General features: G+C 65.1%; 16 protein-coding genes and 1 tRNA gene. 14 read left to right on the top strand and 3 right to left on the bottom strand.

What is annotated here, in order from left to right; genetic code table 11:
- The first annotated feature begins 211 nt into the window (after positions 1–211).
- The 7 genes from AC0KVN_RS11900 (at position 212) to AC0KVN_RS11870 (ending at position 9115) form a co-directional block, all read left to right on the top strand.
- Positions 212–285, top strand: a tRNA-Gln gene (locus tag AC0KVN_RS11900).
- 98 nt (positions 286–383) lie between these two features.
- The gene (locus tag AC0KVN_RS11895) at positions 384–1652 is read left to right on the top strand and encodes a hypothetical protein (protein ID WP_435567055.1); all 1269 of its coding nucleotides are present in this window, start codon (positions 384–386) and stop codon (positions 1650–1652) included.
- 62 nt (positions 1653–1714) lie between these two features.
- Entirely contained in the window at positions 1715–2326 is a 612-nt protein-coding gene (locus AC0KVN_RS11890) for a TetR/AcrR family transcriptional regulator (protein ID WP_026109006.1), read from the top strand.
- 388 nt (positions 2327–2714) lie between these two features.
- Positions 2715–3128 carry a hypothetical protein gene (locus tag AC0KVN_RS11885; protein WP_435567054.1) on the top strand — a complete coding sequence of 138 codons (414 nt, stop codon included), beginning with the start codon at positions 2715–2717 and terminating at the stop codon, positions 3126–3128.
- A 3-nt stretch (positions 3129–3131) separates the two neighbouring features.
- On the top strand, positions 3132–4394 hold the full coding sequence (locus AC0KVN_RS11880; RefSeq protein WP_099232328.1) for an efflux RND transporter periplasmic adaptor subunit: 1263 nt from the start codon (positions 3132–3134) through the stop codon (positions 4392–4394).
- Positions 4395–4508: 114 nt separating this feature from the next.
- Positions 4509–7697 carry an efflux RND transporter permease subunit gene (locus tag AC0KVN_RS11875; RefSeq protein ID WP_435567053.1) on the top strand — a complete coding sequence of 1063 codons (3189 nt, stop codon included), beginning with the start codon at positions 4509–4511 and terminating at the stop codon, positions 7695–7697.
- A gap of 11 nt (positions 7698–7708) precedes the next feature.
- Complete coding sequence (locus AC0KVN_RS11870) at positions 7709–9115, top strand: efflux transporter outer membrane subunit (RefSeq protein WP_435567052.1); 1407 nt, start codon at positions 7709–7711, stop codon at positions 9113–9115.
- Between the two features lie 42 nt (positions 9116–9157).
- On the opposite strand, the gene AC0KVN_RS11865 is transcribed toward AC0KVN_RS11870, so the two are convergent.
- Positions 9158–9751 (bottom strand): nitroreductase family protein, encoded by a 594-nt coding sequence (locus tag AC0KVN_RS11865; RefSeq protein WP_037508428.1) that lies wholly within the window; start codon positions 9749–9751, stop codon positions 9158–9160.
- 123 nt (positions 9752–9874) lie between these two features.
- Positions 9875–10042: a hypothetical protein gene (locus AC0KVN_RS11860; protein WP_164522384.1), complete on the bottom strand. Its 168-nt coding sequence runs from the start codon at positions 10040–10042 to the stop codon at positions 9875–9877.
- Positions 10043–10382: 340 nt separating this feature from the next.
- On the opposite strand from AC0KVN_RS11860, the gene kdpF reads away from it, so the two are divergent.
- From kdpF to AC0KVN_RS11830, 6 genes are read left to right on the top strand one after another with little or no spacing between them, the layout of a single operon-like run.
- Positions 10383–10472: a K(+)-transporting ATPase subunit F gene (gene kdpF, locus AC0KVN_RS11855; protein WP_004208480.1), complete on the top strand. Its 90-nt coding sequence runs from the start codon at positions 10383–10385 to the stop codon at positions 10470–10472.
- A gap of 12 nt (positions 10473–10484) precedes the next feature.
- Positions 10485–12188 carry a potassium-transporting ATPase subunit KdpA gene (gene kdpA, locus AC0KVN_RS11850; RefSeq protein ID WP_435567051.1) on the top strand — a complete coding sequence of 568 codons (1704 nt, stop codon included), beginning with the start codon at positions 10485–10487 and terminating at the stop codon, positions 12186–12188.
- A gap of 12 nt (positions 12189–12200) precedes the next feature.
- Positions 12201–14249: a potassium-transporting ATPase subunit KdpB gene (kdpB, locus tag AC0KVN_RS11845; protein WP_483656120.1), complete on the top strand. Its 2049-nt coding sequence runs from the start codon at positions 12201–12203 to the stop codon at positions 14247–14249.
- Between the two features lie 14 nt (positions 14250–14263).
- Positions 14264–14854 carry a potassium-transporting ATPase subunit KdpC gene (gene kdpC / locus AC0KVN_RS11840; protein ID WP_136188122.1) on the top strand — a complete coding sequence of 197 codons (591 nt, stop codon included), beginning with the start codon at positions 14264–14266 and terminating at the stop codon, positions 14852–14854.
- Positions 14851–17511 carry a DUF4118 domain-containing protein gene (locus AC0KVN_RS11835; protein WP_435567049.1) on the top strand — a complete coding sequence of 887 codons (2661 nt, stop codon included), beginning with the start codon at positions 14851–14853 and terminating at the stop codon, positions 17509–17511. The genes kdpC and AC0KVN_RS11835 overlap by 4 nt, the downstream gene beginning before the upstream one ends.
- Entirely contained in the window at positions 17508–18203 is a 696-nt protein-coding gene (locus tag AC0KVN_RS11830) for a response regulator (protein WP_214866276.1), read from the top strand. The genes AC0KVN_RS11835 and AC0KVN_RS11830 overlap by 4 nt, the downstream gene beginning before the upstream one ends.
- A gap of 113 nt (positions 18204–18316) precedes the next feature.
- Here the strand turns inward: AC0KVN_RS11830 and AC0KVN_RS11825 are convergent, their stop codons facing one another.
- Positions 18317–20215, bottom strand: coding sequence for a potassium transporter Kup (locus AC0KVN_RS11825; RefSeq protein ID WP_435567048.1), 1899 nt, complete (start codon positions 20213–20215; stop codon positions 18317–18319).
- Between the two features lie 227 nt (positions 20216–20442).
- Here AC0KVN_RS11825 and AC0KVN_RS11820 point away from each other — a divergent pair, with 227 nt between their 5' ends.
- Positions 20443–20694 carry a hypothetical protein gene (locus AC0KVN_RS11820; protein WP_010338096.1) on the top strand — a complete coding sequence of 84 codons (252 nt, stop codon included), beginning with the start codon at positions 20443–20445 and terminating at the stop codon, positions 20692–20694.
- The last annotated feature ends 43 nt before the right edge of the window (positions 20695–20737 follow it).

Below are 20737 nucleotides of genomic sequence, written 5' to 3'. Positions count from 1 at the left end.
GGAGCGGCTCCCAGCCCGGTTTTGAGAGAGACCGACATATTGCCCGCCGGATCAGCGATGATCCGGCGGGCTTTTCTTTGTCCGGTAAAGGCAGCTGGTCGGCGATCGGGAGGATCGACAAAAAACTGCGGAAAGGCTGCACAAAGCGCTTGACCGACTCTGAATCCCCGCCTATCTGCGGCCTCCCAAGCGGGGCACGCCCTGCTGATGATGCCCGATCCTCTAATGGTAAGAGAGCGGACTCTGACTCCGTCAATCAAGGTTCGAATCCTTGTCGGGCATCCAATTCTTCCCCCCATCAGACATGAACTTTCAGGCCAATCTTTGCGGGCGGATCGTTTCGCATTATCAGCGCGTTGTTTAATGGCGACCGGAGCCATGCCATGCCTGAAAAATCCCTCATCTACGCACTGCCGTTGCTGGCGCTCGCAACATTGGGCTGGGGCGACAGCGGCCCAAGTAATGCGGCCGTTAACGCGCGCACCAGTTCCAAACCCATTCAACGCCTCGCTCTGAACCAGCCGCGCATGTTGGGCGAGCCGGGCTGCAACGCCACTGCCTTTGCTCAATTGCCCGACGACCGATCACTCTTCATCGGGCGCCAACTGGTGACCGCGGATGGGCGATTGGCCGGCGTTTCCGGCCCCAATGATTGTAGCGGGGGGGATCCGGCAAACGAAAAGCGCGGACAGGCGTTCAATCGCTGGTCCTTGACCCTCACCAAGCTGGACTGGAAGAGCGGCCAGTTCAGTATCGTCAAGGCGCTGATCGATACATCGACGGACCCTCGCACGAAAAGATCGCGCGCTATCATTACCGGTGGGCCGATGCGGGGATTGATCATCCGGTCTGCCTATGATCCCAGCGTCGCAAAGCTCGGCGACAAGACCTATGTCGCGTTTGAATGCACGGTAGAGAATGGGCAACGCTACCATGTTCAGCAAACATCATCCTGCGTTTCCAGTTATGATACAAAAAGGCAGTCTATAGACGTGCAACGCACTGTTGTTGCCGTAAGCGGGAACCAGCAGGGCAATATTTATCATGTCGCCGCAGTCCCGCGACTTTTGGCGTTCAAGGGCTCACTTTACCTATATTGGTCGGCCATGACGGTGAAAAATGGGCAGATCATGTCATCCGTCGCCCGTGGCGCAGAACTGGTGGATGACGCCAAAGGCATCCACTTGAAACGCGCTGGCAGTCGCGTCCCCACGGCACAGGATCCCGCTAGTATCGCGATATGGACCCCGGATCGATCTGCCATGGGCAATCGCCTAGTGAACATTATGTCATTCGCGCCGGGAACCAGCGATTTCCTGATACTCGCTGCCTTGGGCGGTTCCACATGCACCGCGCCTTCGGATAAATCCGCAGGCTGCTTCAGGTTAGCCGTAAGGCGAAGCAGCACACCGCTTGCCCATATGGGGTTCAACCATGCGGAGGTCGTGGATCCCGGATTGCCGACAAATCCACAGGAATACGCTCTGCCCGTGCAGGATCCACAAGGCAGCACATGGCTGATGGGACATTTTGTTCGTCCCCCGGCAAATGGTTTTGCCGATCGCCGAAGTCTCCCGGACAAGAATTATTGGCAAAAAACCTCTCGTGCTTCAGCCCTGCTGATGGTTCCGGCGCCAGGTCTGCAGCCCTGACACTCCCCCATCCGTCACGCCCTATGGACGTAGGCGGCCATCATCCCTATATACCGGTCGGTATGGAAATCACGGCAACACAGAGTGGCAGGGGCCGCCCGCGGGAGTTCGATCCCGAAGAAGCCTTGGCGGCTGCGCTTCAGGTCTTTTGGCGGCGCGGCTATGAAGGCGCATCGCTGGCGGAACTGACCGAAGCGATGGGCATCACCAAGCCCAGCCTCTATGCCTGTTTCGGCAACAAGGAAGCGTTGTTCCGCAAGGCGCTCGACCTCTATGAGCGCGACAAGCTCTGCTATGTGAAGTCATCGCTGGAGGCCCCGACTGCCAAGGCCGTGGCCGAGCGCATGCTGCGCGGATCACTGGCGATCCAGACCGGCAACAAAGATCCCCAGGGGTGCATGGGCGTCATCAGTTCGGTCGGCGGCACCGCCCATTCCGAATGTATCCGCGATGAGGTATTGGCCCGCCGCGCCTCGTCCGACCGCGCCCTGCTCGACCGGTTCGAACGCGCCCAGGCAGAAGGCGACCTGCCCGCCGGAGTCGAGCCGCAGGCCCTCGCCTGTTACCTCTCGACGGTGATCCAGGGCATGGCCGTGCAGGCCGGTGCCGGTGTGCCGCGCGATCGGCTGGAACAGCTGATCGATACAACGCTCACCATGTGGCCGAGCAAATAGCGGAATTTATTTCGCTTTTGCAGCGATGCGGGTCTTGAAATTGCCGCACTGCAAATAAAATACCTCCCGGTACAAAAAGACGGTTGACGGGACAGCCTCCGTTAATATATACCATGCGGTACACAATGATGCTGGGTGTGTAGCCCAGGGAGGTCATCATGCAGCAATTCCACCATCGGCGCTGTCGACGATAGCGTCACCTAAAGGGGCGGTTTCCCGGTAACGGGTTCCTCCTGATTCACCATCTTTGCGCCCTCTTCGCGACGGTTTGTGCCGTTCGCGCCGCAAGGACGCATGCCCGCATCTTCGGGTGCTTATTTCGGGACGCGATCCGCGCTTTTCCGCGTGGAGCCGTGCGCCCGCTTCAGATCGCAGGAAGGAACAAGCCTTGGCTTTCCTTGATTTCGCCCAGGCACTTGCCGGTCCGCAGATGGCGGTCGGCGCCACCCGCCCCACTCCCGCCGTACCCGCCATCAGTGTTGAGGCCCAGGCAACCAGCTTTTCCGCCCAGGAATGGCAGATCGTCGACCTTGCCCGCACCGACGGCTTGCGCTCGCTGCGCGGCCCCGGTTCTTTCGCCCATCTGCGCAAGTGGATCTGGGGCGAGGAACATAGCCCCACCCTGGCCAGCGAACGGCTGGAGGCACTGCGCCGCCTGGCCGTCGAGGCCTGGCACAAGGGCTATGCCGTGTCGCTGTCCGCCCTCGCCGCCTTCCGCGCGGCCGGCTTTTCCACCGCGCAGCTCGAATTGCTGCTCGCCACCATCAGCGCGGGCCGCACCGCCCGCGTCCCCCGGAGCTAATCCATGAACCAGTTCACCAAGATCACAGCCGACGGCACCGCGTCGGACGTTCACGCGCCACCGGGCAACCGCTGGTCGCGCAAGCATGGCGGCATCGCCGCCGTCGCGCTCATCGCCCTGTTCGGCATCGGCTGGAAGCTGGTCGACCGCCCGTCGGCCCAGGCCGCGGCCGCCCCGCTGGCGGCGGTCGGCGTTTCCGCGCCGCTCGCCCGCAGCGTGACGCAGTGGGATGACTATGTCGGCCGCTTCGCCCCCAGCCAGACGGTCGAGATCCGCCCCCGCGTATCGGGTGCGGTGACCGCCATCCACTTCCGCGATGGCGATTTTGTCCGTCAGGGGCAGTTGCTCTTCACCATCGACCAGCGCCCCTTCCAGGCCGCCCTGGCCGAAGCGCGCGCCAGCGTCGCGTCCGCCCGCAGCGCGCTGCTGCTGGCCCAGAATGACTATGGTCGCGTCCAGCGGCTGACCGGCGACGAAGCCGTTTCGGCCAGCGAGGTGGACTCGCTCCGCTCGCGTCTGCAGGCGGCGCAGGCCGCCCTGGCCGGCGCGCAGGCCCGCGAACGCAGCCGGGCACTGGATGTAGAATTCACCCAGGTCCGTGCCCCGATCTCCGGCCGCGTGTCGGATCGCCGCGTCGACATCGGCAATCTGGTGTCGGGCGGCGAAGGCAGCACCGCGTCGCTGCTGACCACTGTCAACAAGCTCGACCCCATCTACTTCAACTTCGACGCCTCCGAAGCGCTCTACCTCAAGTCGCAGCGCGACAAGGAGAATGGCGGCGCGGTCGAGGTGCGGTTGCAGGATGAGGCGGACTATAACCACAAGGGCCGACTGGACTTCACCGACAATGGGCTCGATCCCCGGTCGGGCACGATCCGCATCCGCGCAGTCTTCGACAATCCGGGCAATTTCCTGACCCCCGGCCTGTTCGGCAATATGCGTCTGGCCAATGGCGGGAAGGCCAATGCCCTGCTGGTCCCGGACGAGGCGATCCAGTCCGACCAGGCACGCAAGACCGTGCTGGTGGTGGACAAGGATGACAGCGTCGCGGTGAAGCCGGTCGAGCTAGGCCCGATCGTCGATGGGTTGCGCATCATCCGCAGCGGCCTCGATCCCAAGGACCGGGTGGTCGTGACCAATATCCAGGCGGCGATGCCCGGCGCCAAGGTCGCGGTGAAGCCGGCCCGGATTACCCCGACCCCGGCGCCCGTCACCCCGGTCGACAGCGCCGCCCCGGTCGCCGCCCAGGCCACCTTCGCCCGGTAAGCACTGACCCCACCCTTCACACGGGTGGGGGCAATCAAACGAAATCCCAAGCCCGTGATCCGGCCTAGCCGGATCGCGCGGTATCCCTTTCGCTCGTTCGCAAAGGATGATCCGATGCGTTTCTCCCGTTTCTTCATCGACCGGCCGATCTTCGCCGCCGTCATCGCGGTGGTCATCACCGTGGTCGGTGCGCTCGCCTTTATCGGCCTGCCGGTGTCCCAATATCCCGACATCGTACCCCCAACGGTCACGGTTTCCGCCCAATATCCCGGCGCATCGGCCGAAACGGTCGCATCGACCGTGGCCGCGCCGATCGAACAGGAAATCAACGGCGTTGACGACATGCTCTATCAGAGCAGCCAGTCGACCGGCGACGGCAAGGTCGTCATCACCGTCACCTTCAAGATCGGCACCGACCTGGATGCCGCGCAGGTGCTGGTGCAGAACCGCGTCGCCGTCGCCATCCCCCGACTGCCCGAGGAAGTGCAGCGGCTGGGCGTCGTGACCCGCAAGACCACGCCCGAATTCCTGATGGTCGTGAATTTGCAGTCGCCCGACGGCACCTATGACCGCGACTATATTTCCAACTATGCCCTGACCCAGGTGCGCGACAGACTGGCTCGTCTGGATGGCGTGGGCGACGTGCAACTGTTCGGTTCGCGCGACTATGCCATGCGCATCTGGATCGATCCCGATCGCGCCGCCGCGCTGGACCTGACCGCCGGCGAGATCGTCTCGGCGCTCCGGGCACAGAATGTCCAGGTGTCGGCCGGCTCGATCGGCCAGCCGCCCTATGATCGGGGCGAAGCCTTCCAGCTTGGCGTCGAGATGCAGGGCCGCCTGACCACGCCCGATCAGTTTTCCGACATCGTGATCCGTTCGGACGCCGATGGCCACCAGGTGCGCGTGCGCGATGTCGCCCGCGTAGAGCTGGGCGCGCAGGATTATGGCACCAACACCTATCTCAGCAACAAACCGACGGTCGTCATCGCGACGATGCAGCGCCCCGGCTCCAACGCGCTCGACGCGGCGGAGAAGGTCAAGGCGGAGATGGAGCAACTGTCCAAGCGCTTCCCCAAGGGCCTGGAATATAGCATCATCTACAACCCCACCGAATTCATCAGCCAGTCGATCGACGCCGTCTATCACACGCTGTTCGAAGCGGTGATCCTGGTCGTCATCGTCATCCTGATCTTCCTGCAGAACTGGCGCGCGGCGGTCATCCCGATCATCGCGATCCCGGTCTCGCTGATCGGCACGGCAACGATGCTGGCTGCGGTCGGATACTCGCTCAACAACCTGTCGCTGTTCGGCCTGGTGCTGGCGATCGGCATCGTCGTCGACGACGCGATCGTCGTGGTCGAGAATGTCGAACGCAATATCGAAAACGGCATGAGCCCGCTGCAGGCGGCGCGCGTGTCGATGGACGAAGTGTCGACCGCGCTGATCGCGATCGTGCTGGTGCTGTGCGCCGTGTTCGTGCCGACCCTGTTCATCACCGGCATTTCCGGTGCCTTCTACCAGCAGTTCGCGGTCACCATCTCGACCGCGACGGTGATCTCGCTGATCCTTTCGCTCACCCTGTCGCCGGCTGCAGCCGCCCTGCTGCTGAAGTCCAAACATGGTGTCCATGATCTCGACAATGCGCCGCGCTGGCGCCAGGTCGCGGCCAAGGCGGCGGATCGCTTCAACCAGGGCTTTGATCGGATGAGCGCGGGTTATGCGCGCCTCACCCGCTTCCTCGTCGCTCGGCCCAAGAAGATGCTGCTGACCTATGCCGGCCTGATCGCCGCCACCATCGCCCTGTTCTGGGTGACGCCCGGCGGCTTTATCCCGGCACAGGACCAGGGTTATTTCCTGGCCGTCGTCCAGCTGCCCTCGGGCGCATCGCTGGAGCGCACCGACAAGGTGACGCGCGAGGTCGCGGCCAAGATCCTGCCGATCAAGGGCCTGCGCGGCGCGGTGATGTTCGCCGGCTTCCACGGCCCGTCGCAGACGCAGGCGCCCAACAGCGCAGCGATCTACTTCCCGTTCAAGAGCTTTGCCGAACGCAAGGCGGAAGGCGCCACCTATGCCGGAATCATGGATCAGGCGAACAAGGCGGTTGCGGGCTATGACAAGGCGCGCATCCTGCTGGTGCCACCGCCGCTGATCCAGGGCATCGGCTCGGCCGGTGGCTATCGCCTGATGCTGGAGGACCGGGAGGATCGCGGCTATGCGGAACTCAACAAGGTCGCTGGCGAGCTGATCGGCAAGGCCAATCAGAGCCCCAGCCTGGCGCAGGTCTACACCCTGTTCGACGTCGGCACCCCGCGCATCTTCGCGGATGTCGATCGCCGCAAGGCCGACCTGCTGGGCGTGCCGCCCGAGCGCGTGTTCGAAGCGATGCAGGTCTATCTCGGCTCTGCCTTCGTCAACGACTTCAACCTGCTCGGCCGCACCTATCGCGTGACCGCCCAGGCCGATGCCAATCATCGCGGCACCGTGGCCGACATTGCCAACCTGAAGACCCGGTCGAACAGCGGCCAGATGGTGCCGATCGGTTCGGTTTCCACCTTCCGCGACAAGACCGGCCCCTATCGCGTGGTCCGCTACAACCTGCTGCCCGCGGTGGAAATCGATGGCGACACGGCGCCGGGCTATTCGTCGGGCCAGTCGCTGGCCACGATGGAGAAGCTCGCCGACGCGGCCCCTGCCGGCTATGCCAGCGAGTGGACCGGCGTTGCCTATCAGCAGATCAGTGCCGGCAATACCGCAGGCATCGTCTTCGGCATGGCGGTCTTCTTCGTCTTCCTGGTGCTGGCGGCGCAATATGAAAGCCTGACCTTGCCGCTGTCGATCATCCTGATCGTGCCGATGTGCCTGTTCGCGGCCATGCTGGGCGTGAACCTGCGCGGGATGGACAATAATATCCTCACGCAAATCGGTCTGGTCGTGCTGATCGCGCTCGCCGCGAAGAATGCGATCCTGGTGGTCGAATTCGCCAAGCAGGCAGAAGAGGAACAGGGGCTGAGCCCGGTCGAAGCCGCCGTTCAGGCGGCGCAAACCCGTTTGCGCCCGATCCTGATGACCAGCTTCGCCTTCATCCTGGGGGCGGTGCCGCTGGTGATCGCCAGCGGGGCCGGTGCGGAACTGCGCCAGGCGCTGGGCACGGCGGTCTTCTTCGGCATGACCGGCGTGACGGCCTTCGGCCTGCTCTTCACCCCCACCTTCTATGTCGTGTGCCGCGCGCTGGGCGATCGCTTCGCCCGCCGCCGGCGCCCGGAGGCTGACGATGCTGCGGCATTGCAGCCGGCCGAATGAGGACAAAAGCCATGACAAGGAACCTGATTGCCCTGTTGCTCGGCGCCAGTGCCCTGACGGCCTGCGCCGCCGGACCCGATTACAAGGCCCCCGCCACCCCGACGACAGCCGCCGCCCCCTTCATCGGGGCGGCGAGCCCGGCGGTCGCACAGAGCGCCGCCGACGATCATTGGTGGCGGCTCTATAATGACCCGCTGCTCGACGGGCTGGTCGGCGATGCGCTGAAGGCCAATACCGACATCCGCGTCGCCGTCGCCCGGCTGGAACGCGCCCGCGCCCAGTTGCGCGGCGCCCGGTCCGACCGGTTGCCCAGCACCAACATCAGCGGCTCCCCGACCTATGGCCGGGTATCGCAGGCCCAGACACTGCCCGGCATGGACCGGGAAAACTGGACCGTCGATATGGGGCTGGACGTCGCCTATGAGGTCGACCTGTTCGGCCGAGTAAAGCGCAGCATAGAAGCAGCGCGCGGCGATGTCGGCGCGGCTGAGGCCGATGCCGATGCCGTCCGCGTCGCGGTGGTGGCCGATACGGTGCGCGCCTATGTCGACGCCACCGCCTCGGCCCAGCGGCTTGCCGTCGCGAAGGAGACGGTCGACCTGCTCGACAAGTCGATCCGCATCACCAGCGCCCGCTTCGACGCCGGCCGGTCCGACCGGCTGGACGTGATCCGGGTCACCACCCTGCGCGAACAGCAGCAGGCGCTGATCCCTAATCTGGTCGCCGATCGCAATGCCGCCCTGTTCCGGCTGGCGACGCTGACCGGCCGGACGCCGCAGGAGTTGCCCGCATCCGTCCAGAACGCGACCGTGACACCGAATGTGACACAGCCGATCCCGGTCGGCGACGGCCAGGCACTGCTGGCGCGGCGGCCGGACGTGCGCGCGGCCGAACGGCGGCTGGCGGCCGACACTGCGCGGGTCGGTGTCGCGACGGCTGATCTCTATCCGCGCATCACGCTGGGCGGATCGATCGGCACCACGGCGGTCGGCGGCGGCAATCTGTTCGGTGCCGGGCCGCTCAACTTCCTACTGGGGCCGTTGATCAGCTGGGCCTTCCCCAATCAGGAAGCCAATCGCGCGAAGATCGCGGCAGCCAAGGCGGATGGCGACGCCTCGCTCGCCGCTTTTGACGGCACGGTGCTCCAGGCGCTGGAGGAAACCGAGACGGCGCTGTCCAGCTATGCCAATGCGCTGGAGCGGCGGGCGACGCTGCAATCGGCGCGGGATGAGGCCGCACGGGCTGCGCGGATCAGCCTGGCACGCCAGCGCGAGGGGCAGATCGACTTCCTGACCGTGCTCGACGCGCTGCGCACCCAGGCATCGGCCGACGCGGACCTGGCAACCGCCAATCGCGCCGTCGCCTTTGCCCAGGTCGACCTGTTCCGCGCTTTGGGCGGCGGCTGGACCACCACCTGATGCAAAAAAGAGGCGGCGTTTTCCCAAACGCCGCCCTTTTTGTCAGACGATGAAATTGCCCTGATGGGCAAATGTCTCGATCTCATGCCGGCCGCTCGGCGCCTCGCGCGCCTGCAGCGCTTCGGGCAGGCTGGCCTTGTCGCCCTGCCGCCCGATCGCGATCGCCGCCTCGATCCGGAACCGCTCCGGCACGGCCAGTTCGGCGCGGGCCTTGTCGAAATCGACGCCGGTCATCGCATGGGTATGATAGCCAAGCCGCGTCGCCTGCAGCGCCAGCGTCGCCCAGGCGGCGCCCGCATCGAAGCTGTGACTGTGCGAGGGCTTGTAATCTTCCGATCCCGGCGCCGCCATCAGCGTGTCGGACAGGACGAAGGCGAGCACGCCGGCATGCTGCACCCAACCCTGGTTGAAGGGGAAGAGCAGGTCGAGAAAGCGCGCCCAGTCGGCGCTGTCGCGATGGGCATAGAGGAAGCGCCAGGGCTGGTAATTGAACGCTGAGGGCGCCCAGCGGGCTGCATCGAACAGCGTGTCGATATCGGCCTGGGGAATGGCGGAGCCGTCAAAGGCGCGGGGCGACCAGCGCTCCAGGATCAGCGGATCGACGGGACGGGTAACTTCGCGCGGGCTGGTGGCCATCTGGATCTCCTTCTAGGCGATGACGCGATCAGCGCGCCATGCTGTTGGAAATCTATCTAGCGGATGTTCCGCCGCTGCGAAGAGGCGTTGGACTTTCGCCCTGGAAACACAGGGTTTCCCCGATCAGGCGCAGGCATCCTGTGGCTGGCGTTCGCGATCGACACGCGACCCCGGAGCATTACGGTCATCGGCATCGCGCTCGAACAGCACGACGGCAGGTTCCCTGAAAAGGGCCTGCGCCAGCCGTTCGCGCAGGCGCGTCAACGGTCCGTCCTGATCCTGATAGGCCATATATGCGTCCTCTCTGCCGACTCGGGCGGCTTATCTACCGATGGTATAGAGAATCGTCCCCCAAGCAATGCTGGCCGTCGCGGTAGAAAAGCTATCCATCCCGGCCCCTTCGGAAAATCATACGCAAATACTATGCAGCCGCCCCGGCCCGCGTCTCGCATTCAAACGGAAGAGGGGCCTAATCGGGCGCTCGCTAACGACCCGGTCCGCCTCCCGCGGCGGGCGTGATGCGGGAGTTACCCCCATGCAGGATCTCTTGTGGATCGGCATCATCCTGGCGCTCACGGCGGCTAGCATCGGCTATGTCCGGCTGTGCGGCGACGCCTGAAGGAGGGATGCCATGACCATCGACCTCTGGCTCGCGGCGATCACCGCCGCCGGGCTTCTCGTCTATCTCGTCGCCGTGCTCGCACGGCCTGAACGCTTTTAAGGGGGGCCGCACATGACCTTCCAGGGATGGCTGCTGATCGCAGCCTTTGTCGGCATCTTGCTGGCGCTCACCAAACCGATGGGCCTGTGGCTGTTCGCCCTTTATGAAGGCCGCCGCACCCCGCTTCATGCCGTATTCGGCCCGGTCGAGCGGGGCTTCTACAAATTGTCGGGGATCGATCCCGACGCCGAGCAGAGCTGGCGCCGCTACGCGGCCCATATGCTGATTTTCAACGTCGCGCTGCTGCTCTTCACCTATGCGGTGCTGCGCCTGCAGGGGCTGCTGCCGCTCAATCCTCAGGGCTTTGCCGGCACCAGCAGCGACCTCGCCTTCAACACGGCGGTCAGCTTCACCACCAACACCAACTGGCAAAGCTATTCGGGCGAGTCGACCATGTCGAACCTGGCCCAAATGCTAGGCCTCACCATCCACAATTTCCTGTCGGCCGCCACCGGCATTGCCCTCGCCTTCGCCCTGTTCCGTGGCTTTGCCCGGCGCAGCGCATCGACGATCGGCAATTTCTGGGCCGACGTCACCCGCGTGACCATCTATCTGCTGCTGCCGATCTGCATCGTCTATGCCCTGTTCCTGATCGCGAGCGGCGTGCCGCAGACGCTGGCCGGGTCGGTCGACGTGACCACGCTGGAAGGCGTCAAGCAGACCCTGGCGCTTGGCCCCGTCGCCAGCCAGGAAGCGATCAAGATGCTGGGCACCAATGGTGGCGGCTTCTTCAACGCCAACAGCGCCCATCCCTTCGAGAATCCGACCGCGCTCACCAATCTGGTGCAGATGCTGTCGATCTTCGTGATCGGCTTTGGCCTGACCTGGACCTTCGGCAAGGCCGTCGGCAACCCGCGCCAGGGCTGGGCCATCCTCGCCGCCATGCTGGTCATCTTCCTCGCCGGCGTCACCGTCACCTATTGGCAGGAAGCGGCCGGCAATCCAGTGCTCCACAATCTGGGCGTCGCCGGTGGCAATATGGAAGGCAAGGAAGTCCGCTTCGGCATGGCTGCCTCTTCCCTCTTCGCAGTCGTCACCACGGCGGCAAGCTGCGGCGCGGTCAACGCCATGCATGACAGCTTCACCGCACTGGGCGGCATGATCCCACTGTTCAACATCCAGTTGGGCGAAGTCGTGATCGGCGGCGTCGGCGCAGGCATCTACGGCTTCCTGCTGTTCGCCATCCTGGCCGTGTTTGTCGCGGGCCTGATGGTCGGCCGCACGCCGGAATATGTCGGCAAGAAGATCGAGAGCCGCGAAGTCAAGCTGGCCGTGCTCGCCATCGCCGTGCTGCCTTTGATCATCCTGGGCTTCACCGCCATCGCCAGCGTCACCAACGCGGGCCTGGCCGGGCCGCTCAACAAGGGACCGCATGGCTTCAGCGAGATCCTCTACGCCTTCACCAGCGCCGTCGGCAACAATGGCTCGGCCTTTGCCGGTCTGTCGGCCAACAGCCCCTTTTATAACGGGATGCTGGGCGTCGCGATGTGGATCGGCCGCTTCTTCATCATCATTCCCATGCTGGCCATCGCAGGCAGCCTGGCCGCGAAGAAATATACGCCCGAAACCGCCGGCAGCTTCCCCACCACCGGGGCGCTGTGGACCGGTCTGCTGGTCGGCATCGTGCTGATCGTGGGCGGCCTGACCTTCCTGCCCAGCCTCGCCCTTGGCCCCATCGCCGATCATCTCGCGATGATCCGTGGCCAGCTTTTCTAAGGATCCATGCACATGGCCCGATCCTCCAACAAATCCGAACAAAAATCGCTCTTCACGGCGGACCTGATCGTTCCGGCGATCGGCGACGCCTTCCGCAAACTCAATCCCAAGGAACTGATCCGCAACCCGGTGATGTTCACCACCGCGATCGTCGCGGTCCTGCTGACCGTCCTGCTCCTTGTCGGGCAGGACAGCCTGGCCGTCGGCTTCAAGCTGCAGTTGGTGATCTGGCTCTGGCTCACGGTCCTCTTCGGCACCTTTGCCGAGGCGCTGGCAGAAGGCCGTGGCAAGGCGCAGGCCGCCTCGCTGCGCGCGACCAAGGCGGACCTGACCGCCAAGCGGCTGAAGGGCAATGGCGACGTCTTTGAAAATGTCGCCGCCAGTGCGCTGAAGCTGGGCGACGTAGTGCTGGTCCAGACCGGCGACCTGATCCCGTCCGATGGCGAGGTCGTCTCCGGCGTCGCCTCCGTCAACGAAGCGGCCATTACCGGCGAATCCGCGCCGGTGATCCGCGAGGCGGGCGGCGACCGTTCGGCCGTGACGGCGGGCACCCGCGTCATTTCCGACGAGATCCGCGTCCGCGTCACCGTCAATCCCGGCCAGGGCTTTCTCGATCGCATGATCGCGCTGGTCGAGGGTGCGGAGCGGCAGAAGACGCCGAACGAGATCGCCCTCACCCTGTTGCTGGTGGGCCTGACCATCATCTTCCTGATCGCGGTCGGCACCATCCCCAGCTTCGCCAGCTATGCCGGCGGCGCCATTCCGGTGGCGATCCTGGCGGCCTTGCTGATCACCCTGATCCCGACCACCATCGCTGCCCTTCTGTCGGCGATCGGCATTGCCGGCATGGACCGTCTGGTGCGCTTCAATGTGCTCGCCAAGTCGGGCCGCGCGGTCGAGGCGGCGGGCGACATCGACGTGCTGCTGCTGGACAAGACCGGCACCATCACCGTGGGTGATCGTCAGGCGACCGAATTCCGTCCGGTCGGCGGTGCCACCCCGGCCCAGCTCGCACAAGCCGCGCTGCTCGCCAGCCTGGCCGACGAGACGCCCGAGGGCCGTTCGATCGTGCTGCTGGCCCGCGAAGGCTTCAACCAGTCGGTAGACGCCCTGCCCGCCAATGCGGAGATCATTCCCTTCACCGCCCAGACCCGGATTTCCGGCGTCACCATCGATGGATCGACGATCCAGAAGGGGGCGGTGGATTCGGTGCTGAAGGCCAATCCGGGCCTGGGTTCCACCCCGGTCGCCAACGAACTGCGCCGTATCACCGACGAGATCGCCCGTGCCGGCGGCACCCCGCTGGCGGTGGCCAAGGACGGCAAGCTGCTGGGCGCGATCTTCCTCAAGGATATCGTCAAGGCCGGCATCCGGGAACGGTTCGGTGAACTGCGCCAGATGGGCATCCGTACGGTGATGATCACCGGCGACAACCCGCTGACCGCCGCCAGCATCGCGGCCGAGGCCGGGGTCGACGACTTCCTGGCGCAAGCAACGCCGGAGGACAAGCTGGCCCTGATCCGCAAGGAACAGCAAGGCGGTCGCCTGGTCGCGATGTGCGGCGACGGCACCAACGACGCCCCTGCCCTGGCGCAGGCCGATGTCGGCGTTGCCATGAACACCGGCACCCAGGCTGCCCGCGAAGCCGGCAACATGGTCGACCTGGACAGCGATCCGACCAAGCTGATCGAGGTGGTGGGCCTGGGCAAGCAGTTGCTGATGACGCGCGGCGCGCTCACGACCTTCTCGGTCGCCAATGACGTGGCCAAATATTTCGCGATCATCCCGGCCATGTTCGTGGCGCTCTATCCGGGCCTTGGCATCCTCAACGTCATGGGTCTGGCCACGCCGGAAAGCGCGATCCTGTCGGCGATCATCTTCAACGCGCTGATCATTCCCTGTCTGGTGCCGCTGGCGCTCAAGGGCGTGACCTATCGCCCGATCGGCGCCGGTCCGCTGCTGGCCTGCAACCTCGCCATCTATGGCCTGGGTGGCCTGATCGCGCCGTTCGTGGGCATCAAGCTGATCGACCTTGCCGTCAACGGCCTCGGCCTCGCCTGAGGAAGGACAAATCCATGTTTACCGATTTCAAATCCGCCCTGCGTCCGGCCCTGACCATGACGCTGCTCTTCGCCCTGCTGCTGGGCATTGCCTACCCGCTGGCGCTGACCGGCATCGGCCAGGCGGTGTTCCCGTCCCAGGCCAATGGCAGCCTGGTCGAGGACCAGGGCAAGGTCGTCGGCTCGACCATCATCGGTCAGGCCTTCACCTCGGACATCTATTTCCACAGCCGTCCGTCGGCGGCGGGCAAGGGCTATGACGGCCTTGCCTCCTCCGGCTCCAACTATGGTCCGACCAGCCAGGCGCTGGCCGACCGCGTCAAGACCGACGTCGAGACCCTTCAAGCTGCTACACCTGGTCGTTTTGTTCCGTCCGATCTGGTGACCACCTCTGCCTCGGGGCTTGACCCCCATATCAGCCCCGAGGCAGCTTTTTATCAGGTCGATCGCGTCGCCGCCGCGCGCGGGATCGATGCGGCGCGCGTCCGCAGCCTGGTAGAACAGAGCGTCGAGCAGCCCCTGCTGGGCTTCATCGGCGAACCCCGCGTTAATCTGTTCGACTTGAATCGACGGCTGGATGCAATTGACGCTAAACGGACCAAGTGAACGAACAGCATCGCCCTGATCCAGAAGCCTTCCTGCGCGCAGCTGCGCAGGAAGGCCGTGGCCGCCTGAAGGTCTTTCTCGGCGCCGCGCCGGGGGTGGGCAAGACATGGGAGATGCTGACCGAAGGACGGCAGCGGCGCGAGGCAGGCGTCGATGTCGTCGTCGGCGTGGTGGAGACCCATGGCCGGCGCGAGACCGAAGCGCTGGTCCATGGCCATGAGATCATCCCCCGCCGCACCGTCGACCATCAGGGCCACAGCCTGGGCGAGATGGATATCGACGCAATCCTGGCGCGCCACCCCCAACTGGCGCTGGTCGACGAACTCGCGCACAGCAATGCGCCGGGCAGCCGCCACCCCAAACGCTATCAGGATGTCGAGGAATTGCTGGCCGCCGGCATCGACGTCTATTCGACGATCAACATCCAGCATGTCGAAAGCCTCAACGACGTCGTCGCCTCCTTCACCCGCGTCCGCGTGCGTGAGACAGTGCCCGATTCGATCCTGGAACATGCCGAGATCGAAGTGGTGGACATTCCGCCCGACGAGCTGATCGAGCGGCTGAAGGACGGCAAGGTCTATATCCCGCAGGAAGCCAGCCGCGCCCTCAACCATTTCTTTTCCAAGTCGAACCTGACCGCACTGCGCGAACTGGCGCTGCGCCGCGCCGCCCAGGCGGTCGATGCCCAGATGCTCGACTATGTCCGCGCCCATGCGCTGGCGGGCAGCTTCGCGGCGGGTGAGCGGGTGATCGTGGCGGTCAGCGAACAGCCCAGCGCCGCCGGCCTGGTCCGCTCCGCCAAGCGGCTGGCCGATGCGCTCCGCGCGCCATGGACCGCCATCCATATCGAAACGCCGCGCGGGCCGCAGCTGTCGGACGAGGACCGGCAGCGTCTGGCCGATACGCTTGCCCTCGCCTCGCGCCTGGGCGCCGAAACCGCCTCCATCCCCGCCCCCAGCGTCGCCGACGGGCTGCGCAGTTTCGCCGCCGACGCCCGCGCGACCCAGATCGTGATCGGCAAGTCGGCGCGCAGCTGGTGGTTCGAGCTGCGCCATGGGTCGGTGGTCGACCGGCTGGTGCGCGACATCGGCCCGGTCGCCGTCCATGTCATGCCCGGCGAGGACAGCGTGCCGCGCACGCGCACCGCCGGCGGCGGCCATTGGGGCGATCCGATCGGCTATGTCTGGTCGATGCTGGCGGTGATCGGCATGACCCTGCTCGGCCGGCTGATGCTGGAGGTGATCGACCTCGGCAATATCGCCCTGCTCTATCTGGTGCCGGTGATGTTCGCGGCGGCCAGCCATGGCCTGCGCACGGGTCTTGCCACCGGCCTCGCCTCCAGCCTTGCCTATAATTTCTTCTTCCTGCCGCCCACGGGCACGCTGACCGTCAGCAATCCGGAAAATGTCATCTCCATCCTCGTCTTCCTGGGCGTGGCGGTGGTGACCAGCCAGTTTGCCGCGCGGATGCACGCCCAGTCGGTGCTGGCCCAATCCAGTGCGCGGCAGAACGCAACGCTGGCCGGCTTCTCGCGCCAGCTGACCGCCTCCCCCAGCCTGGAGGAAATCCGCCACGCCATCTGTGCCGAGATCGCCCGGCTGTTCGACGTGCGCACCGTGCTGATGATCCCGTCGGATGAAGGGCCGCAATTGCGCGCTGCCTATCCGCCCGAGGACCGGCTGGACGAGATCGAGCGCGCCGCCGCGCGCTGGGCGATGGAGCATGGCGAGCCAGCCGGGCGCGGCTCCTCCACCCTCACCGCGTCGGACTGGCTGTTCCTGCCAGTGACGGCCAAGGACGCGGTGCTGGCCGTGATCGGCCTGGCCCGCGAGGATGCCGGCGAACCGGTCCGATCCGATCAGTTCCCGCTGCTGATGAGCCTGATCGACCAGGCCGCAATCGCGCTCGACCGCATGGCGCTGGAGGAGGCGATGCTCGAAGCCGGGCAGATTCGCGAGCGCGATCGGTTGCGCTCCGCCCTGCTTTCCTCGGTCAGCCATGATCTGCGCACGCCGCTCACCACCATCATCTCCGCCACGCGTGAGATGCGCACCCATCCCTCGCCCGAACTGATCGATACGCTGGATGGCGAGGCCCAGCGCCTGTCCCGCTTCGTTGCCAATCTGCTCGACATGGCGCGGGTAGAGGCCGGCGCACTGCCGATGCGGGCGGAGGCAACCGACCTGTTCGATGCGGTCGCCAGCGCCGCCCATGACAGCCGCAGCGCGCTGGCCGATCGCCAGCTCGACGTGCAGATCCCGCCCGACATTCCGCTGGTCCGGGTCGATCCGGTGCTGCTGCACCACATCCTCATCAACCTGCTCGACAATGCCGGCCGCTATGGCGATCCCGGCACACCCGTGACCGTGCGCAGCCTGCGCGAACCCGACGCCATCAGCCTGTCGGTGATCGACCAGGGGCCGGGCATTCCGGCCGGCATGGAAGCGCGGGTGTTCGACACCTTCACCCGGCTGGAAGGCTCCGACCGGTCGAAGACCGGCACCGGCCTTGGCCTCGCCATCGTCAAGGCCTTTGCCGAGGCGATGGGACTTACCGTATCGGCGCGCACCGTTGCCGACCCGCCCGGCGCCTGTTTCAACCTGCACATTCCCCAATCCCTCATCCTCACCGACATCATGGAAAAGGACATCGCATGAAGCCGCGCCACAGCCTGCTGATCGTCGATGACGAACCGCAGATCCGCCGGCTGATCCAGGCCGCCCTCGCCCGCGCAGACTATGCCACGATCGAGGCGCAGACCGCGCGCGAGGCGCTGGACAAGCTGCGCAGCGAGCGGCCCGACATCACCCTGCTGGACCTGGGCCTGCCCGATCGCGACGGGCTGGAGCTGGTGCCGATCATCAAGAAGGAAAGCGACACGACGCTGATCATCGTGTCGGCGCGCGACGCCACCGATGAGAAGGTCGCCGCGCTGGACCTGGGCGCCGACGATTATCTGACCAAGCCGTTCGACACCGACGAACTGCTTGCCCGCGTGCGGGTGGCGCTGCGCAACCGGATGACGCGCGACGGCGGATCGACCAAGGTGACGGCGGGCGACCTGACGATCGACCTGGTCGCCCATATCGTCACGAAGGGCGGGGTCGAGGTGCATCTGACGCCCAAGGAATATGGCGTGCTGGAGCAGCTCGCGCGCTTTCCCGGCCGGGTCATCACCCACAAGCAGATCATGGACCATGTCTGGCCCAACGAACATGCCCATCATGTCGAATATCTGCGCGTGCTGGTGCGCGGTCTGCGCCAGAAGCTGGAGGCCGACCCGCAGCGGCCCCAGATCATCAGCAACGAACTGGGGATCGGCTACCGCCTGAAACAGGGTACGGACTGACTTCTCTCCGATCGTCATCCCGGACTTGATCCGGGATCCATTCAGAGCTTCCTCACAGCCGTAGCGCCGAATGGATCCTGACTTTCGTCAGGATGACGGCAACGAGGAAAGCCTTAGATCTCGATCTGCGACCCCAGCTCGACGACGCGGTTGGTCGGCAGGTTGAAGAAGGCCATCGGGCTTTCGGCATTGCGGATCATCCAGGCGAACAGCTTTTCGCGCCACATCGCCATGCCCGGCCGTTCCGACGGGATCAGCGTCTGGCGGCTGAGGAAATAGCTGGTGTCCTTGACGCTGATCGGCCCGCCACAGTCATGGACCGACTTCATCGCCGCCGGAATGTCGACATCCTCCATGAAGCCATGGCGCAGGATCAGCCGGTAGAAACCCGATCCATGATCCTCCACCGTCGTGCGCCCCTGCAACGGCAGATGCGGCACGCCCTGGGTGCGCACGGTCAGGATGATGACCCGTTCGTGCAGCACCTTGTTATGCTTCACATTGTGCAGCAGCGCCGGCGGCACGCCGTCGGTGGTGGAGGAGAGGAAGATCGCCGTCCCCGGCACGCGTTTGAGCGAAGCCAGCGTCGATCGCACGAACAGGTCCAGCTCCATCGCCCCTTCGCGCAGATAATGGCGCATGATCCGCCGCCCGGTCGCCCAGGTGGTCAGCACGGTGAAGACCACCGCCGCGACCAGCAGCGGGAACCATCCGCCATCGGGGATCTTGGTCACGTTCGACGCGAAATAGGCGCCGTCGATGATCAGGAACAAGCCGGTGACGCCCGCCGCCGCCGACAGCGGCCAGCGCCATACGCTGAAGGTCAGCACGCCCAGCATGCAGGCGGTGATGACCATCGTGCCGGTCACCGCGATGCCATAGGCGGCGGCCAGGTTGCTGCTGTTGCCAAAGCCCAGCACCAGCAGGATGACGAAGATCAGCAGCAGCCAGTTGATGAGCGGCACATAGATCTGTCCCGCCGCCGACGCGCTGGTGTGCAGGATGCGCAGGCGCGGCAGGAAACCAAGCTGCACCGCCTGTTGCGTGACGGAGAAGGCCCCGGAGATCACCGCCTGGCTGGCGATGATCGTCGCCATGGTGGCCAGGATCACCAGCGGCAGACGCGCCCAGTCCGGCGCCATCAGGAAGAAGGGATTTTGTGCCGCCGCCGGATTGTCGAGCAGCAGCGCCCCCTGCCCCAGATAGTTGAGCATCAGGCAGGGAAAGGCGGCATAGAGCCAGGCGATGCTGATCGCCTTGCGCCCGAAATGGCCCATATCGGCATAGAGCGCCTCCGCCCCGGTCACCGCCAGCACCACCGAGCCGAGCGCCAGGAAGGCGAGCCTGGGGTCGATCGCGAAGAAGCGGATGGCCCAGAGCGGATTAACGATGCCGATGATTTCGGGGTGCTGCACGATATTCGCGACGCCGAGCGCGGCGAGCGTGATGAAATAGATCGCCATGATCGGGCCAAAGGCCATGCCGACCATCGCCGTGCCAAAGCGCTGGATCAGGAATAGCGCGATCAGGATGACGATCGCGATCGGCAGCACCATATCCGCCAGGCTCGCCTGCACGATGGTCAAGCCCTCGACCGCCGAGAGCACCGAAATGGCCGGCGTGATGATCGCGTCGCCATAGAAGAGTGCGGTCGCCAGCACCCCCAGCATCGCGATCGCCGGGGTCCAGCGGGTCTCGCCCAGCCGCCGGCCGATCAGCGCCAGCAGCGCCATGCTGCCGCCTTCGCCATCATTGTCGGCGCGCATGACGATGAACACATATTTGACGGTGACGATCAGCGTCATCGTCCAGAAGATCAGCGAGAGGACGCCATAGATATGCAACGGATCGACCGCCAGCGGGTGATGGCCGACGAAGCTTTCCTTGAGCGCATAGAGCGGCGAGGTGCCGATGTCGCCGAACACCACGCCCAGCGCACCGAGCGCAAGCGCAGCCGGTCGGCCATGCGGCGTGCGATCCTGGCCTCCGGCCGGATCCCCCTGTTCAGTCATCTATGCGTGCCCTTCGTCTTTCTATCGGGCCGCCATGCCATGAAAGGCCATTTGAAAACCATAGGGGTCTGCCCTCCCTGGCATAGGATTCGCATATGATTCCGGCCCAGGCGGCCTGCATCAGCTTCAAATGCTATGAAATCCCTACGCAATCTGCCGGTTCCCTGTCTCGCATCCCTATGCCCGTCCGCTTAATTGCGATGCCGCCGCAACGGAGGCGGCACGTGATGCATAATTGGCGTCCACGCTGGACCTTGAAGATCGGCCTGCGCCTGCTCGGCCTCGCCTTGCTGGCCACGCTCTGGCCCGAAGGGCGCGCCTTGGCTGCGCTCGCCCATGGCCATCCAGCGGTCACCATCGGCCAATTATCGCTCGCCGCGCTGGCCTTTCTTTGTGCCAGCGGCGGGATGGCGCTGCTGTTGATGGGCCCCGACCTGTGGAAGCCGGTGCGCCTCGCTGATCGCTGGACCGCGCGATAAGGTTCATGACCAAGATTTCATGATGGGATCATCCGGCGGGAAG

Source organism: Sphingobium sp. SG1 (genome assembly GCF_057063145.1).
This window is presented reverse-complemented; position numbering and strand designations above follow the sequence as displayed.

Coding starts and splice junctions, on each gene's coding strand:
- AC0KVN_RS11865 (WP_037508428.1), bottom strand. CDS start 9,751: ATGGCCACCAGCCCGCGCGAAGTTACCCGTCCCGTCGATCCGCTGATC.
- AC0KVN_RS11820 (WP_010338096.1), top strand. CDS start 20,443: ATGCATAATTGGCGTCCACGCTGGACCTTGAAGATCGGCCTGCGCCTG.
- kdpA (WP_435567051.1), top strand. CDS start 10,485: ATGACCTTCCAGGGATGGCTGCTGATCGCAGCCTTTGTCGGCATCTTG.
- AC0KVN_RS11875 (WP_435567053.1), top strand. CDS start 4,509: ATGCGTTTCTCCCGTTTCTTCATCGACCGGCCGATCTTCGCCGCCGTC.
- AC0KVN_RS11870 (WP_435567052.1), top strand. CDS start 7,709: ATGACAAGGAACCTGATTGCCCTGTTGCTCGGCGCCAGTGCCCTGACG.
- kdpF (WP_004208480.1), top strand. CDS start 10,383: ATGACCATCGACCTCTGGCTCGCGGCGATCACCGCCGCCGGGCTTCTC.
- AC0KVN_RS11890 (WP_026109006.1), top strand. CDS start 1,715: ATGGAAATCACGGCAACACAGAGTGGCAGGGGCCGCCCGCGGGAGTTC.
- kdpB (WP_483656120.1), top strand. CDS start 12,201: ATGGCCCGATCCTCCAACAAATCCGAACAAAAATCGCTCTTCACGGCG.
- AC0KVN_RS11880 (WP_099232328.1), top strand. CDS start 3,132: ATGAACCAGTTCACCAAGATCACAGCCGACGGCACCGCGTCGGACGTT.
- AC0KVN_RS11895 (WP_435567055.1), top strand. CDS start 384: ATGCCTGAAAAATCCCTCATCTACGCACTGCCGTTGCTGGCGCTCGCA.
- kdpC (WP_136188122.1), top strand. CDS start 14,264: ATGTTTACCGATTTCAAATCCGCCCTGCGTCCGGCCCTGACCATGACG.
- AC0KVN_RS11860 (WP_164522384.1), bottom strand. CDS start 10,042: ATGGCCTATCAGGATCAGGACGGACCGTTGACGCGCCTGCGCGAACGG.
- AC0KVN_RS11830 (WP_214866276.1), top strand. CDS start 17,508: ATGAAGCCGCGCCACAGCCTGCTGATCGTCGATGACGAACCGCAGATC.
- AC0KVN_RS11825 (WP_435567048.1), bottom strand. CDS start 20,215: ATGACTGAACAGGGGGATCCGGCCGGAGGCCAGGATCGCACGCCGCAT.